Annotated in this window: 14 protein-coding genes and 1 pseudogene; 11 read left to right on the top strand and 4 right to left on the bottom strand. The window is 68.9% G+C overall.

Annotated elements, in window-relative coordinates; translation table 11 throughout:
• The 4 genes and pseudogenes from RY94_RS18190 to RY94_RS16995 all read right to left on the bottom strand — a co-directional run.
• A partial coding sequence (locus RY94_RS18190; RefSeq protein ID WP_269429754.1) for a GH25 family lysozyme occupies positions 1-1,311 on the bottom strand: 1,311 nt, incomplete at its 3' end.
• Between the two features lie 68 nt (positions 1,312-1,379).
• Positions 1,380-1,532, bottom strand: coding sequence for an LGFP repeat-containing protein (locus RY94_RS18755; protein WP_442853458.1), 153 nt, complete (start codon positions 1,530-1,532; stop codon positions 1,380-1,382).
• Positions 1,506-1,577 (bottom strand): annotated as a pseudogene (locus RY94_RS18750) (hypothetical protein); the annotation flags it as partial. The pseudogene RY94_RS18750 and the gene RY94_RS18755, both read right to left, overlap by 27 nt.
• Before the next feature lie 154 nt (positions 1,578-1,731).
• Complete coding sequence (locus RY94_RS16995) at positions 1,732-4,608, bottom strand: hypothetical protein (protein ID WP_156135190.1); 2,877 nt, start codon at positions 4,606-4,608, stop codon at positions 1,732-1,734.
• 413 nt (positions 4,609-5,021) lie between these two features.
• Here RY94_RS16995 and RY94_RS14540 point away from each other — a divergent pair, with 413 nt between their 5' ends.
• The 11 genes from RY94_RS14540 (at position 5,022) to RY94_RS14490 (ending at position 14,254) form a co-directional block, all read left to right on the top strand.
• Entirely contained in the window at positions 5,022-6,248 is a 1,227-nt protein-coding gene (locus RY94_RS14540; RefSeq protein WP_043446246.1) for a CpaF family protein, read from the top strand.
• Positions 6,245-7,102 carry a type II secretion system F family protein gene (locus RY94_RS14535; protein WP_043446244.1) on the top strand — a complete coding sequence of 286 codons (858 nt, stop codon included), beginning with the start codon at positions 6,245-6,247 and terminating at the stop codon, positions 7,100-7,102. The genes RY94_RS14540 and RY94_RS14535 overlap by 4 nt, the downstream gene beginning before the upstream one ends.
• Complete coding sequence (locus RY94_RS14530; RefSeq protein ID WP_043446242.1) at positions 7,099-8,040, top strand: type II secretion system F family protein; 942 nt, start codon at positions 7,099-7,101, stop codon at positions 8,038-8,040. The genes RY94_RS14535 and RY94_RS14530 overlap by 4 nt, the downstream gene beginning before the upstream one ends.
• A gap of 32 nt (positions 8,041-8,072) precedes the next feature.
• A complete protein-coding gene (locus RY94_RS14525; RefSeq protein WP_043446240.1) occupies positions 8,073-8,288 on the top strand; it encodes a hypothetical protein in 216 nt (71 codons plus the stop codon).
• Between the two features lie 3 nt (positions 8,289-8,291).
• Positions 8,292-8,708, top strand: coding sequence for a TadE family protein (locus RY94_RS14520; RefSeq protein WP_043446238.1), 417 nt, complete (start codon positions 8,292-8,294; stop codon positions 8,706-8,708).
• Positions 8,689-9,207 (top strand): hypothetical protein, encoded by a 519-nt coding sequence (locus RY94_RS14515; protein ID WP_231554536.1) that lies wholly within the window; start codon positions 8,689-8,691, stop codon positions 9,205-9,207. Before RY94_RS14520 ends, RY94_RS14515 begins: the two co-directional genes overlap by 20 nt.
• Positions 9,208-9,224: 17 nt before the next feature.
• Positions 9,225-9,716, top strand: a complete 492-nt coding sequence (locus RY94_RS14510) for a pilus assembly protein TadG-related protein (protein ID WP_082046374.1) — start codon at positions 9,225-9,227, stop codon at positions 9,714-9,716.
• 37 nt (positions 9,717-9,753) lie between these two features.
• Complete coding sequence (prfB, locus tag RY94_RS14505) at positions 9,754-10,869, top strand: peptide chain release factor 2 (RefSeq protein ID WP_043446236.1); 1,116 nt, start codon at positions 9,754-9,756, stop codon at positions 10,867-10,869.
• A gap of 168 nt (positions 10,870-11,037) precedes the next feature.
• Complete coding sequence (gene ftsE / locus RY94_RS14500) at positions 11,038-11,742, top strand: cell division ATP-binding protein FtsE (protein ID WP_043446234.1); 705 nt, start codon at positions 11,038-11,040, stop codon at positions 11,740-11,742.
• Complete coding sequence (gene ftsX / locus RY94_RS14495; protein ID WP_043446232.1) at positions 11,739-12,653, top strand: permease-like cell division protein FtsX; 915 nt, start codon at positions 11,739-11,741, stop codon at positions 12,651-12,653. Before ftsE ends, ftsX begins: the two co-directional genes overlap by 4 nt.
• Before the next feature lie 29 nt (positions 12,654-12,682).
• Positions 12,683-14,254: a M23 family metallopeptidase gene (locus tag RY94_RS14490; protein ID WP_043446875.1), complete on the top strand. Its 1,572-nt coding sequence runs from the start codon at positions 12,683-12,685 to the stop codon at positions 14,252-14,254.
• Positions 14,255-14,290: the final 36 nt, after the last annotated feature.

The following is a 14,290-nucleotide window of genomic DNA, read 5'->3' as shown; positions in this document are numbered from 1 at the left end:
TCCGGCGCTCACCCATGCACTGCGGATGGGGCCGTTGAGGGAGATCACAGCACCCGTCCCGGAGGACCAGATGACCGTGCCGTTGTTGAATCCCTGGTAGCACCCTCCATCGACCAGGCCACAGACCACACCGGACTTCACCGCACCGAGCTCCGGAGCAGACGACACCAGCGCCGAGATAGCCGCCGCCGCACGCGCTTCCGGCGAGTTCGAAGTGTTCCTGGCGAAGGTGTCCAGGCTCGCGAGATCCCCGTTCCACTGGTTCCAGTCGCCGATCACCGGGCCGCTGTCCGTGTACTGCCAGACATCCTGCCTGGTCCACCCGGTGGGCATCGCGCCGGGGGTGGTCGTCCCGTAGCGCGCTATATGCAGCGCGTGATCGCCGAACGCCGTGGAGTTGCCGGTGCATTGGTTCCACCAGCTGGCCGCGGTGTAGATCATCGGCTTACGACCGGTCAGCACCTGCATCTCCCGTGAGAAGTCGGCGATCCATGCGACCATCTGGGACGGCGTCATGTTGTAGCAGGTGTTGCCCAGTGACGGGTAGGGATTGAACTCGACGTCGAGGAGGGGCGGGAGGGTCTTGCCGTCCGCGCTCCATCCTCCACCGTTCCTGACGAAGAATTTCGCCTGCTCGGAACCCGAGGACATGTTGGGTAGGGCGAAGTGATACGCACCCCGATACATCCCCGACGCAGCCGACCCTGCGTACTGATCGGAGAAGTAGGGGTTGACGTAGTCGTTGTTCTCGGTCGCCTTCACGTAGGCGAAGCGGGAACCGTACCTCCACGCCGACGGCCAGTCGACGAACCTCCCCTGATGACTGCTCACATCCACACCGAGGACTCCGCCCGGAGTCCAGTAGTTCGTTGCAGCCGAACCTTCGTCCGAGGGGGATTCGACGCCCTCCGTTCCATCGGGACGGCTGTCGCGCGACTCCGCGGCGCGAGGGACCTGGGGGTCGCCGGTCTCGGCGATCCGTGCGAGTCCCTGTCCCATGGAGGCGTTCCTCTCCTCGGGCGCCACTGCGGAGAGACCCTGCTGTTCCGTCTCTTCCGCCTCGTCCGCAGCCGGTTCGAGGACATCCTTCGGAAGCGCGGAGGGCTCCACCTCGGCGGCCGTCCCGTCGTCGACGGGGGCCTCATCCCCGGCCGGGGCCTCGGCGACGGTGGTCGGAGCGGCCGGCGGAGCGCCGTCGATGTTCTCGATCGCGAGGGCCGGCGCTACCGACACAGGGGCGACGGGACCGATGAGGATCGCTGTCAGCAGGACAGCGACGCCGGCCAGGGTAGAGGTTCGTCTGGTTGTCATCGTGGAATCACCTATGTATTCGGGGACTGCACCCGCAGGCGCGCGTACTGGTGGTCGGTGGGGGTGGGTCAGGTTTTTCTGACGCCGGTGGTGGGGGTCCAGGTGAGGGTTCCGCGTTGGAAGGTCTGGGTGCAGCGGGTGCTGGTGGTGCAGGTCTGGTTGCTGGTGGGGTAGCCGAGGGCTCCGTTCTCGGCGCCGGACTGACGGTAGGTGGTGCGGATCGGTCCGTCGGCGGTGATCCTGGCTCCGGTCTTGGCGCTCCAGAGGACTTCGCCGCNAGAAGAGACAGGATGAGGATGGCTGTCAGCAGGACAGCGACGCCGGCCAGGGTAGAGGTTCGTCTGGTTGTCATCGTGGAATCACCTATGTATTCGGGGACTGCACCCGCAGGCGCGCGTACTGGTGGTCGGTGGGGGTGGGTCAGGTTTTTCTGACGCCGGTGGTGGGGGTCCAGGTGAGGGTTCCGCGTTGGAAGGTCTGGGTGCAGCGGGTGCTGGTGGTGCAGGTCTGGTTGCTGGTGGGGTAGCCGAGGGCTCCGTTCTCGGCGCCGGACTGACGGTAGGTGGTGCGGATCGGTCCGTCGGCGGTGATCCTGGCTCCGGTCTTGGCGCTCCAGAGGACTTCGCCGCCCTGGAAGGACTGGTAGCAGCCGCCCTCGCGCAGGCCGCAGATCTCGTTGACCCGGGGGTAGCCCAGGGCGCTGTTCTCGGCGCCGGCGCTGCGGTAGGCGGTGCGGATGGATCCGGTGGTGACGGGTTTGGCTCCGGTACTCGGGTTCCAGAGGATCTCGCCGCCCTGGAAGGACTGGTAGCAGCCGCCCTCGCGCAGGCCGCAGATCTCGGCGCTGGTGGGGAAGCCCAGTCGGCCGTTCTCGGCTCCCATGGATCGGTAGAGGTCGCGGATCCCGCCCTGCCTGCTGATCTCGGCTCCGGAGGCGGTGGACCAGAAGATCTCGCCGCCCTGGAAGGACTGGTAGCACCCGGCGTCGCGGATCCCGCAGATCTGTGCGTTCGCGGGGTAGCCCAGGATGCCGTTCTCTGCTCCTGCCGTGCGGTAGGTGGTGCGGATGGGGCTGTTGTAGGTGATCTCGGCTCCGGTGGTGGGGGACCAGAAGATCTCGCCGCCCTGGAAGGCCTGGTAGCAGCCGCGGTTCTTCAGGCCGCAGGTCTCTTCGCCGTCGGGGAATCCGAGGACGCCGTTCTCGGCTTTGGAGCTGCGGTAGAGGTCACGGATCCCGCCGGCCCTGCTGATGTGCGCTCCGGTCTTGCTGGAGTAGAGGATCTCCCCGTTCTGGTAGGCCTGGTAGCAGCCGCCGTCCCTGAGGCCGCAGATCTCCGCGGTGACGGGGTAGCCGAGGATGGTGTTCTCCGCGCCTGCGGCGCGGTAGGCGGTGCGGATCGGGCCGGCCTTGCTGATCTCGGCTCCGGAGGCCGGGGACCACAGGATCTCGCCCCGCTGGTAGGACTGGTAGCAGCCGCCGTCGCGGATCCCGCAGATCTCCGCGGTGACGGGGAAGCCCAGGGCTCCGTTCTCCGCGCCTGCGGCGCGGTAGGCGGTGCGGATCGGGCCGGCCTTGCTGATCTCGGCTCCGGAGGCTTCGGACCAGAACACCTCGCCCTTCTGGAAGGACTGGTAGCAGCCGCCGTCGCGGATCCCGCAGACCTGGGCGGCCTTCGGGTAGCCCAGGGCGCCGTTCTGGGATCCGGCGCTCACCCATGCACTGCGGATGGGGCCGTTGAGGGAGATCACAGCACCCGTCCCGGAGGACCAGATGACCGTGCCGTTGTTGAATCCCTGGTAGCACCCTCCATCGACCAGGCCACAGACCACACCGGACTTCACCGCACCGAGCTCCGGAGCAGACGACACCAGCGCCGAGATAGCCGCCGCCGCACGCGTGGCATTCGTCTCGGGCGGGGTGATCGTCACGACAGCACTCGCATTCTGCGGCTGGTTCGCGGGAAGGGCTATCGAGCTGATCTCCACCCGTGTTCCCGAGTGCGTGACGAACGTCTGTCCTGCCGCCCAGGTCAGCGAGCGGTGCGAGTAGCCGGACAGCCTGCTGTTCGGGGTGAGGACCACGGAGGCGTTGCCGCTCCAGCCGAGGATGTCCTGCTTGGTGATCTTCACGCCCTGATTGCCACCGACGGCGCTGGTCCTGTCGAATCCGAGGGGTACCCGCAACTCGAGGTAGTAGACCTCGTCGCTGACAGGATCGGTGAACTTCAGGGCCCTCGCGGGCTCACCGCCGGCCCAGGGCTTCAGGGTGAAGCGCTGACGGTCCGTCGGAGTCCCGATATCGCGGATGTCCGACGCGGACCCGAACCCGCCGTACTCCCAGAGGAAGGCGTTGATGACCGGGGAACTGACCTGGGCGTAGCCCATCAGATCCGACATGTCGCTGTATTCGGAGGACCAGCACGCCGGATCGGCCCATGAGCCGCCCGTCCTCGGAGCGTCGGCGCGGCCGCTCGTGCAGGCCAGCGAGTTCGCGTGGTGCAGGCCGAGGACGTGCCCGAACTCGTGGGTGACGACGTTGTTCGTGAGTGCGGAGGGGTAGGGCATGATGACGCGACCGGTGGTCGGCCCGTCCGTGAAGCCGCCGCCCAGGATGCCCCAGGACCCGTTGTAGTTCAGGTCCGCGTGCGGGACGAAGATGACCAGGGCTTCGTAGGGGCGGTACTGCCAGTTCAGCTCCTTCGTCACGGTCGCCATGATCGTGCCGTAGGAGTCGGTGATCTTGGCCTTGGAGACGTGGCGGTATTCGTTGACCTTCGTCATCGACAGCCGCCCGGCGGAGACCGACTTCCAGTACGCGTCGGCGTTCGTGATCGAGTTGCGGGCCGCCGTCATGTTGATCGCATTGGTATCGGCAACTGTCTTCCCCGACAGTTGCACGGTGACCAGCGTGACCTTGAAGGCTCCGGAGCGCGGGGCGAGCGCCGCATTCCCTCCGCTGCCGTCGAGGTTCAGGGGTGACGCCGCCTTCATCGGCGTGACGGGCTCCGCGTAGTGCTCTCCGTAGCGGGCATTCGAGCCGGGTTCGTCGAGCGGATTCCACTTCAGGTCCGGGACGAAGGAGGTCACTTCGTCCTGTGCTGCGGGCTGCTCCACAGGTGCTGCGGCCTTGGTGGGGGCAGGGGCCGTCGGTGCGGTCGTCGCCGCCGGGGCGGGAGCCGCGCTCCGCGTGGGGGCCGGTGAGGGAGGGGCCGGCGTCCTGGCGGTCGAAGGAGCCGGAGCGGCCGGCAGGGCGGTCGGCGTTGCTGTCGTCGACGTCGACGGCGACGGGGCGGTCACAGTGTTGGTTGCTACTGCGGGAACCGCGGTACTCAGAAGTCCGAAGGACAGCAGGGCCGCGCACAGGAGCCGAACGGGGGAGGGCAAAGTCACAGGTTTCTCCAGCAGAATCCGGGCGTCAGCCAGGTGGTTGAATTCCCGTGCAGACTACAGTTCTGTGACCTACGTGACTAACGTTTCTGAAGTGAAACCGGAATCTTAGGCAAAACCTGCGCTTCTGTCCGGATCCGCACCGGTGTGTCGTCCTTGCGCGGAAGTCGCTGCCGTGATCGTCCCGGCGGCGTCGGGCGTTGTGCACATGCGGCGACTGCTCTGGTCGGGCAGCGCTCCGTTCAGTAGGGTGAGGCCGGCGGATGCAATTCCGGGCCCGGACGGCAGATCGACGTCGGCGGGCGAACATATGGGGGACATCGATGGATGCTGTTCGCTTGGTGGAGGGCGAGGTGCGGGAACTCATCCGCAGGCGCGGGCTCGATCCCGCCCGTCAGGTCGGCGAGGTGCAACTCCTGGTGCACGACGCCGTCGCCGACTACGAGGAGCGTTCCATGCGCGGGGTCCTCCCGCCGCTCGGTCGGCCGGACGCCGCGCGTCAGCAGATCTACGACGCCGTCGCCGGATTCGGAGCGCTCCAGCCGCTCCTCGATGATCCGACCATCGAGGAGATCTGGATCAATGCCCCCGCGGAGATCTATGTTGCACGGGACGGAGAATCCGAGCTTACGGCCCTGTCGCTGACCGACCAGCAGGTGCGGGACCTCGTCGAGAAGATGCTGAAATCCTCCGGGCGGCGGCTCGACCTGTCCTCCCCATTCGTCGACGCCTCCCTGCCCGGCGGTTCCAGGCTGCACGTCGTGATCCCCGACGTGACCCGCAACCACTGGTCAGTGAACATCAGGAAGTTCATCGCGCGTGCCTCGAGGCTCGAGCACCTCGTCGAACTGGGCTCGTTGTCTCCCCACGCCGCGCGGTTCCTCGGGACGGCTGTCGCCGCAGGCCTGAACATCCTGGTCTCCGGGGCCACCCAGGCCGGCAAGACGACGATGCTCAATTGTCTGGGGGCCTCCATCGGCCCACGGGAGAGAGTCATCACCGTCGAGGAGATCTTCGAACTGCAACTGCCCCTGCGTGACGTCGTCGGTCTGCAGTGCCGCCAACCCAACCTCGAAGGTCACGGGGAGATTCCGCTGCGGCGCCTCGTGAAGGAGGCCCTTCGGATGCGGCCGGACCGGCTGATCGTCGGCGAGGTGCGCGAGGCCGAGAGCCTGGACATGCTCATCGCCCTCAACAGCGGCTTGCCCGGGATGTGCAGCGTCCATGCCAACAGTGCGCACGATGCCATCACCAAGATCTGCACGCTGCCGCTCCTGGCAGGCGAGAACATCTCCAGCAGTTTCGTGGTGCCGACGGTCGCCTCCTGCATCGACCTCGTGGTGCACTGCGCCCGGTTGCCCGGCGGCCGGCGTCGGGTCACCGAGATCATGGCACTCGGGCGGCGCGTGGAGAACGGCGTCATCGAGTCCTCCCCGGTCTTCACGCGGATCGACGGAAGCCTGGAGCTGACGGCCACCGGTATGCCCGCCGAGGAGAAATTCGCGGCCGCGGGCGTTGACATCTCATCCATCCTGGGCGCGCGGGCGTGACCACGGCGGCAGGCGTCGGCCTCGGTGTCGGCCTGTTCCTGATGTGGTGGTCGTGCTGGGAGCGGCCCGCGGGCGAACATCGGGCCGCCACGCGGCGGCAACCCCTCGAAGACCTGCTCCTGCGTGCGGGAGTGGAGCGGGTCTCGGGCCGCGGACTGCTCGCCACCTGCGGTGCCACGGGACTGGTCGTGGTGCTCATCGGGTTCGTGCTGACCGGCTCGGCGCCGATCGCGCTGTGCTTCGCGCTGTTCGGCGGATTCCTGCCGTTCTCGATCGTGCGATGGCGTGCGGCCAAACGTACCGCCTCGCTCCGCGAGCTGTGGCCCGACGTCGTGGACCATCTCCGGTCGGCCATCCGGGCCGGGCTCTCGCTTCCCGAGGCTCTCATCCAGCTGGGCGAGAAGGGGCCCGTCGAGCTCAGGGCCGCCTTCAGGGCCTTCGGCTCCGACTACCGTGCGGGCGGACGGTTCGACGACGCGCTCAATCGCCTCAAGGAACGGTTGGCCGATCCGGTAGCCGACCGCATCGTCGAGGCACTCCGTATGACCAGGGAGGTGGGCGGGTCGGACCTCGGCCGCCTGCTGGGCACGCTGTCCGAATTCCTGCGGGACGCCGCCCGCACCCGCAGCGAACTGGAGGCCCGGCAGTCCTGGACGATCAACGCCGCCCGCCTCGCCGTCGCGGCGCCCTGGTTCGTCCTCATGCTCCTGTCCACCCGTCCGGAGGCGGTGCGCGCCTACAACACGGCCGGCGGCGCGGTGGTGCTGCTGGGAGGACTCGTCGTCTCCGTCGTCTGCTACCGCGTCATGCTCCGGATCGGGGCACTGCCCGAGGACGAGCGGGTGCTCCGATGACCCCGGCGCTCGCGCTGGCGATGCTGTGCGGCCTCCTGCTCGGTACGGGCCTATGGCTCGTCGTCGTCCGGCTCCCGCCCATGCGTGCCACAACCCTGACGCAGCGTATCGCCCCCCAACTCCGCGCGGTGGACCTGCGGTCCAGACTGCTCGCGGATGCGCCGGGCAACGTCACGCCCTTCGGGCCGCTCGAGCGGATCGTGCGCCCTCTGCTCACCGACGCCGTGGCATGGTCGCACCGCTTCAACCCGGCGGCCGCAACCCTCGAGCGCAGGCTCGCCCAGGCCGGACGCGCGCAGACCGCCGCGGACTTCCGGGCTCAGCAGCTGCTCTGGGCCGCGGGTGGACTCGCCGCATCGACGCTGGTCACGGTGCTCCTGGCTGCCTCGGGATCGGTCGACGTGCCGCTCGCCGTCGTGATCGTCCTCGCCTGCGCCGTCCTGGGGTTCGTCGGCCGCGACCACGTGCTCTCGTCCGAGATCAAGAGACGCGAGGCCCGCATGCTCGCCGAGTTCCCGAGCCTCGCGGAGCTCATGGCCCTCGCCGTCTCGGCGGGGGAGAGCACGACGGGCGCTCTCGAGCGCATCTGCAGGACGGCGACGGGGGAGCTGGCCGGCGAGTTCGCCCTCGTGCTCGCCGCGACGCGCGCGGGCAAGCCGCTCGTGGAGGCCCTGCAGGAGTTCTCGCACCGCACACGCCTCGCCCCGCTCGCGCGGTTCGTCGACGGCATCACGGTCGCGGTCCAGCGCGGAACGCCGCTCGCGGACGTCCTCCGCGCCCAGGCGCAGGACGTCCGCGACCTGGCGAAGCGCGAGCTGATGGAATCCGCCGGCAAGAAGGAGATCGCGATGATGGTCCCGCTGGTGTTCGGTGTCCTTCCGCTGACCGTCCTCTTCGCCGTCTACCCGGGCATCGCCCTCATCAACCTCGGCTTCTGATACTGCAACCACACCAACGAAGGGGAAACGCCATGAAGATCCCGACCAGCGCCTCGCGCCTCGCCTACCTCCTCCTGAGCATCACGGCGGTCCTGCTGAGCAGGTCCGGGGACCGCGAACGGGGGGATGTGCCCGGCTGGGTGATGATCACGCTCATGTCGGCGGTCCTGGTCGCCGCCCTGCTGGCGATCGCAGGGCCTGCCCTCGAGGGCCTGTTCAACCAGGCGATCGATCAGGTCTCGCCCTAGGCCATGGCCTTCACGCTGGTCGATCCGAGCACGGGTCGCGAGCGCCGCGAGGACCGGGAGCGCGGTGCCGCCGTCGTCGACTTCGCCCTCGTCGGAGGTCTGCTGACGGTCGTCTTCATCGCGATCATCCAGCTGACGCTCGTCCTGCACGTGCGGAACACGCTGATCGATGCCGCCGCCTCGGGAGCTCGTTACGGGACGCTCGCGGACCGTTCGCCGCAGGACGCCGTCGGACGCACGGAGGATCTCATCCGGGGGTCGCTCGCCGATGCCTACGGGTCCGACGTCTCGGTCGGTGAGAGCACGGTCGGCGGCGTGAGGACCCTCGAGGTGGTCGTCCGCGCTCCGCTGCCCGTCATCGGACTGGTCGGACCGGCAGGGGTCATGGAGGTGCGCGGCCATGCGGCGCTCCCGTCCTGAGGGAACCGCCAGCCGGCCCGGACGCCGCGGCACGCCGAGGACCGGCGCCATCGCGGCAGACCCTCCGCCCCGAGGACGCCGGCCCCTCGGGGCGGAGAGCGGCAGCGCCGTCGTGGAGTTCGTCTTCCTGGGCGTGCTGCTCCTCGTGCCGGTCGTCTACCTCGTCCTGACGGTCGGGCAGCTCCAGGGCGGCTCCTTCGCCGTCGTCGGGGCCGCCGACCAGGCGGCGAAGGTCTACGTGGACGCGACCACGCCGCAGGAGGCCGACGCAAGGGCGCGCGAGGCGGCCCGCATCGCGCTGGCCGACTTCGGCTTCGGCCCGGAGCAGGCCGTCGTGGACATCGCCTGCAGCGATCAGTGCCTCACCCCGGGGACCACCGTGACGGTCGTCGTCCGCCTCGACGTGCCCCTCCCGCTGATCCCCGCGATCGCGGGAACCCATCCCTCGGCGGCCACCGTGGACGCCACATCGACCCAGATCGTGGAGCGCTTCGGATGACCCGCCACGGAGGCAGCATGGAAAAAGCAGGCGGCACAGACACAGCAGGCGCCGCGGGCGCAGCAGCCGACCACTCGGAGGACGGGCAGGTCGGGGTCCTGGTCATCGGATACCTCCTCGTCTGCCTCCTCGTGGTCACCGTCGTCCTCGCCGTCTCGGCCGTCTACATCGACCATAAGAAGCTGTTGTCGGTGGCGGACGGTGCGGCGCTCGCGGCCGCCGACAACTACAGCATCGACGTCCGAGGGCCGGGAGAGGGCGCGACGACCCCGCTTCCGGCCCTGCAGGACGCCGGGGTGGAGGAGTCGGCGGCGGGATACCTCGCCGCCACCGGTGCGGGGGCCCGGTTCGAGCAGCTGTCCGTCGACCCGTCCACCGGGGCTGAGGACGGACGGACCGCGCGGGTCGTCCTCACCGCCGTCGTCCGCCCGCCTCTTGTGAACTTCCTCGTGCCCGCCGGCATCCCGATCGTCGCGCAGGCGGATGCGCGGGCCCAGCTGGTCCGGTAGACCCGCGGGAGAGCCCATGACGTAGGCTGGACGGACCATGGCAACCACCGATTTTCCCGCAGAGATCCGCGCCCTCCGCGCCAAGTACCAGTCCATCGAGCAGGTCTCCGACGTCGGCGGGATCCGCAAGGACATCGAGGAGCTGAGCGAGGAAGCGGGGGCCCCCGACCTCTGGGACGATCCCGCCGCAGGGCAGAAGGTGACCTCGAAGCTGTCGCACCGGCAGTCCGCCCTCGAGCGCCTCGAGACCCTCGAGAGCCGGATCGACGACCTCGAGGTCCTCGTGGGGCTCGCACAGGACGAGGACGACGAGGACACCCTCGCCGAGGCCGAGAGGGAGCTCGTCTCCCTCGGCAAGTCCCTCGACGACCTCGAGATCGTCACGCTGCTGGCCGGGGAATGGGACGAGCGCGAGGCCGTGGTCACCATCCGCTCCGGCGCCGGCGGCGTGGACGCCGCCGATTTCGCCGAGATGCTCCTGCGCATGTACCTGCGGTGGGCCGAACGCCACGGGTATCCCACGCAGGTCCTCGACACCTCCTACGCAGAGGAGGCCGGCCTCAAGTCCGCGACCTTCGAGGTCAAGGCCCCCTATGCCTTCGGCACGCTGTCCGTGGAGGCCGGGACGCACCGCCTCGTCCGCATCAGCCCCTTCGACAACCAGGGCCGCCGCCAGACCTCCTTCGCCGCGGTCGAGGTCATCCCGCTGATCGAGGGGACGGACGTCGTCGAGGTCCCGGACAACGAGATCCGCGTCGACGTCTTCCGGTCCTCGGGGCCCGGCGGCCAGTCGGTGAACACGACCGACTCGGCCGTGCGCCTGACGCACCTTCCCACGGGCGTGGTCGTCTCCATGCAGAACGAGAAGTCGCAGATCCAGAATCGGGCCGCCGCCATGCGGGTGCTCCAGTCCCGGCTCCTGCTGCTCAAGAAGGAGCAGGAGGACGCCGAGAAGAAGGCGTTCGCGGGCGACGTCAAGGCCTCCTGGGGTGACCAGATGCGCTCCTACGTGCTGAACCCGTACCAGATGGTCAAGGACCTGCGCACCAATCACGAGGTCGGCAACACGTCGTCCGTGTTCGACGGCGAGATCGACGACTTCATCGACGCCGGGATCCGCTGGCGCACGAACAACCGCAACGACGCCGGGTAGGGCTACGCGTCTTCCGGCGCAAATCACTTGTTTTCTGCTCCAGCTCTTGCCCACGACACACCGCAGAGGTAAAGGGCGTTTCTCGACAAGTCGTTATAGTCGAGGAGCCGGCGCTTCCTTCCCCGAGCCAATGCCCGTGCCCCGGCGATCCACGGGCGCAGAGTGATCATGATCAGATTCGACGACGTCACGAAGACCTACGACCCCACGTCGCAGCCCGCCCTCGATGCCGTCTCCCTCGACATCGACCGCGGTGAGTTCGTCTTCCTCGTGGGCGCCTCGGGCTCCGGCAAGTCGACCTTCATCCGCCTGGTGCTCAAGGAGGAGCGGGCCTCCCGGGGCGCGGTCTACGTGGCCGGCCAGAACGTCGCGAACATCCCCAGCTGGCGCGTGCCCCGCCTGCGCCGGGGCATCGGCGTCGTCTTCCAGGACTTCCGCCTCCTCCCCAACAAGACGGTCTTCGCGAATGTCGCCTTCGCGATGCAGGTCATCGGCAGGAGCAGGGCCGTCATCCGCGAGACCGTGCCGGACGTCCTCGCCACCGTGGGCCTCGAGGGCAAGAACAACCGCATGCCGCACGAGCTGTCCGGCGGCGAGCAGCAGCGCGTCGCGATCGCGCGCGCGATCGTCAACCGTCCCGGGATCCTGCTGGCCGACGAGCCCACCGGGAACCTCGACCCCACCACCTCCATGGGCATCATGAAGATCCTCGACACGATCAACCAGAACGGCACCACGGTGGTCATGGCCACGCACGACGACGACATCGTGAACACGATGCGCAAGCGCGTCGTGGAACTCCGCGGCGGGTCGGTGGTGCGCGACGACGCCCAGGGCATCTACGTGGGCCGGCCCGAAGCGATGGCCGGATGAGGGTCGCCTTCATCCTGTCCGAGATCGGCTCGGGCATCCGCCGCAACCTGTCCATGGTCACCTCGGTGATCCTCGTGACCTTCATCTCGCTGACCTTCGTGGGTGCTGCCGGCCTGTTCCAGCTGCAGATCAACCAGATGAAGGGCTACTGGTACGACCGCGTCCAGGTCACCATCTACCTGTGCGTGGACAACTCCTCCGCGGCGGCCTGCGCCACCGGACCGGTGACCGAGGACCAGCGTGCGGCCATCGAGGCGAAGCTCGAGTCCGAGCAGTTCGCACCCTACGTCGACACCGTCACCCACGAGACGCAGGAGGAGGCACTCGCCCACTTCCGCGACCAGTTCGCCAACTCGCCGATCGTCGACTCCGTCACCGCGGACCAGCTGCCCGAGTCCTTCCGCGTCAGCCTCGTCGACGCCGAGAAGTACGAGGTCATCGACGAGGCCTTCTCCTCCGAGCCGGGCGTGGACGCGGTCAGTGACCAACGTGACTTCCTCGAGGCGATCTTCCGCTACATGAACTGGGCATCCGTCGTCGCCCTCGCGATCGCCGGCATCATGACGTTCTGCGCCATCCTGCTGATCGCCACGACCATCCGGCTCTCGGCCTTCAGCCGCCGCCGGGAGACGGGCATCATGCGCCTGGTCGGCGCGTCCAAGGCGATCATCCAGCTGCCGTTCATCCTCGAGGGGGTGATCGCCGCCGTGATCGGGGCGGTCCTCGCGTCGGCGACGCTGTGGGGGGCCTCCCGCTTCCTGATCGACGGCTGGCTCGTGAACGCCTTCCCGCAGACGGCGTTCATCTCCTCCCAGCAGGTCCTGCTCCTGGTCCCGGCGCTCATCCTGCTCGGTGCCCTCCTCGCGGGGATCTCGTCCCTGCTCACTCTTCGACGATACGTAAAGGTCTGACCGCGATGATGCTCAATGCCAGGGGACACGTGCGCGCAACAGGATCATCGTGGTGGGCGCGGCAGGACCAGCGGACGCACCTCGTCCGCGGTGCCGCGGGGACATCGGTCGCGCTCGTCGTGGCTCTCGCCCTCGGCTCCGGCACCCCGGTGGTGGCGGACGAGCTCGACGACCGCAAGAGCGCCCTCGAGAACGAGGTCGCGGAGGTCCAGCAGTCCATGGAGTACCTCGATGCGGACATCGCCGAGACCATCGGCGCGCTCAGGACCTACCAGGGGCAGCTCCCCGCAGCGCAGCAGTCCCTCGCGGACGCCCAGGGCCGGGTCGAGACGGCGGCGGACGACGTCGGGGCCCTCGCGGTGCGCGTCGACCTGGCGCAGGAGACGAAGACGAAGATCACCGAGGAGCTCCGCGCCGACCGGCAGGAGATGGACGAGACCCGCGAGGTGATCGGCCAGATCGCCACCGAGGCCTACAAGAACGGCGGGGTTCCCACCAACGTGTCGCTGCTGCTGGGCGCCGACGGCGTCGAGGACTTCACCCGGTCGATGGACATGGTGGACCAGGCAATGCGCAGCCAGAACGCCGCGATGGCCCGGTTGTCCGAGCAGAACGCCACGAACGCGAACAGCCAGGCGCGCCTGATCGCCGTCGAGGCCGAGATCGCGAAGCTCAAGGAGAGGGCTGACGCCGCCCTCGCCGCGGAACAGTCGGCGCGTGACGCCGCGGCAGGGGAGAAGGCGAAGGTGGACCGGCTCGTGGCCGACACCTCGGCCCTGTCGGCGAAGCTCCAGGAACAGAAGCCCGTCATCGAGGCGGAGCTGGCCGGCATCGAGAAGGCGCAGCAGCAGGTCAACGCGGACATCGCCGAGCGCCAGCGTCGTCAGATCGAGGAGGCCCGCAAGGCCGAGGAGGCCCGCCAGAAGGCCGAGCAGGAACGCCTCCGCGCCGAGGCGGAGGCCGCGGCCGCCGCCGAGGAGGCCCGTCGGAGGGCTGACGCCGAAGCCGCCGCGGCAGCCGAGACGGCACGCCGTGCGGCCGAGGCGGAAGCCGCGAACAAACCCGCGCCCGCTCCGGTGCAGCCCCAGGCGGTCGCCCCCGTGGCACCGGTCATCCCGGACCCTCCCGCCGCCGCGCCGTCGACCCCGACAGCGTTCGGCCTGAGGTCGCCGGTCGGGGCACCCATCTCGTCAGGCTTCGGGTGGCGCCCGACGCCGGTGGGGACCATCGACTTCAACGGCACGGGTGGCTACGTGCACACGGGTATCGACTACGGGGTGGGCTGCGGCACGCCCCTGTACGCGCCCGCCGCCGGCGAGGTCTGGTACGCCGACTCGGACGTCCTGCCCGGCGCCGGCAATCGGATCGTCCTCAACCACGGCGTGGTCGGCGGCAACAACCACGGCGTGGTCGGCGGCAACGCGCTCGCGACGAACTACTACCACCTCACCGATTACGTGGTCTCCGTGGGGCAGCGCGTCAGCGCGGGCCAGCTGATCGGCTACACGGGCACCACCGGGAACTCCCAGGGCTGCCACCTCCACTTCGAGACCATGCTGAACGGCACGCTCGTGGACCCGCTGGGCCTGCTCGGGTCGTAGGATGGAAGGCACTGCCCACCCGCGGGCCGCCGTCCG

It is taken from the genome of Arthrobacter sp. L77 (assembly GCF_000816565.1).
Lineage (GTDB): Bacteria > Actinomycetota > Actinomycetes > Actinomycetales > Micrococcaceae > Arthrobacter_D > Arthrobacter_D antioxidans.
Note: the sequence above shows the minus strand (reverse complement) of the source record. Positions and strands in the feature narration are given on the sequence as shown.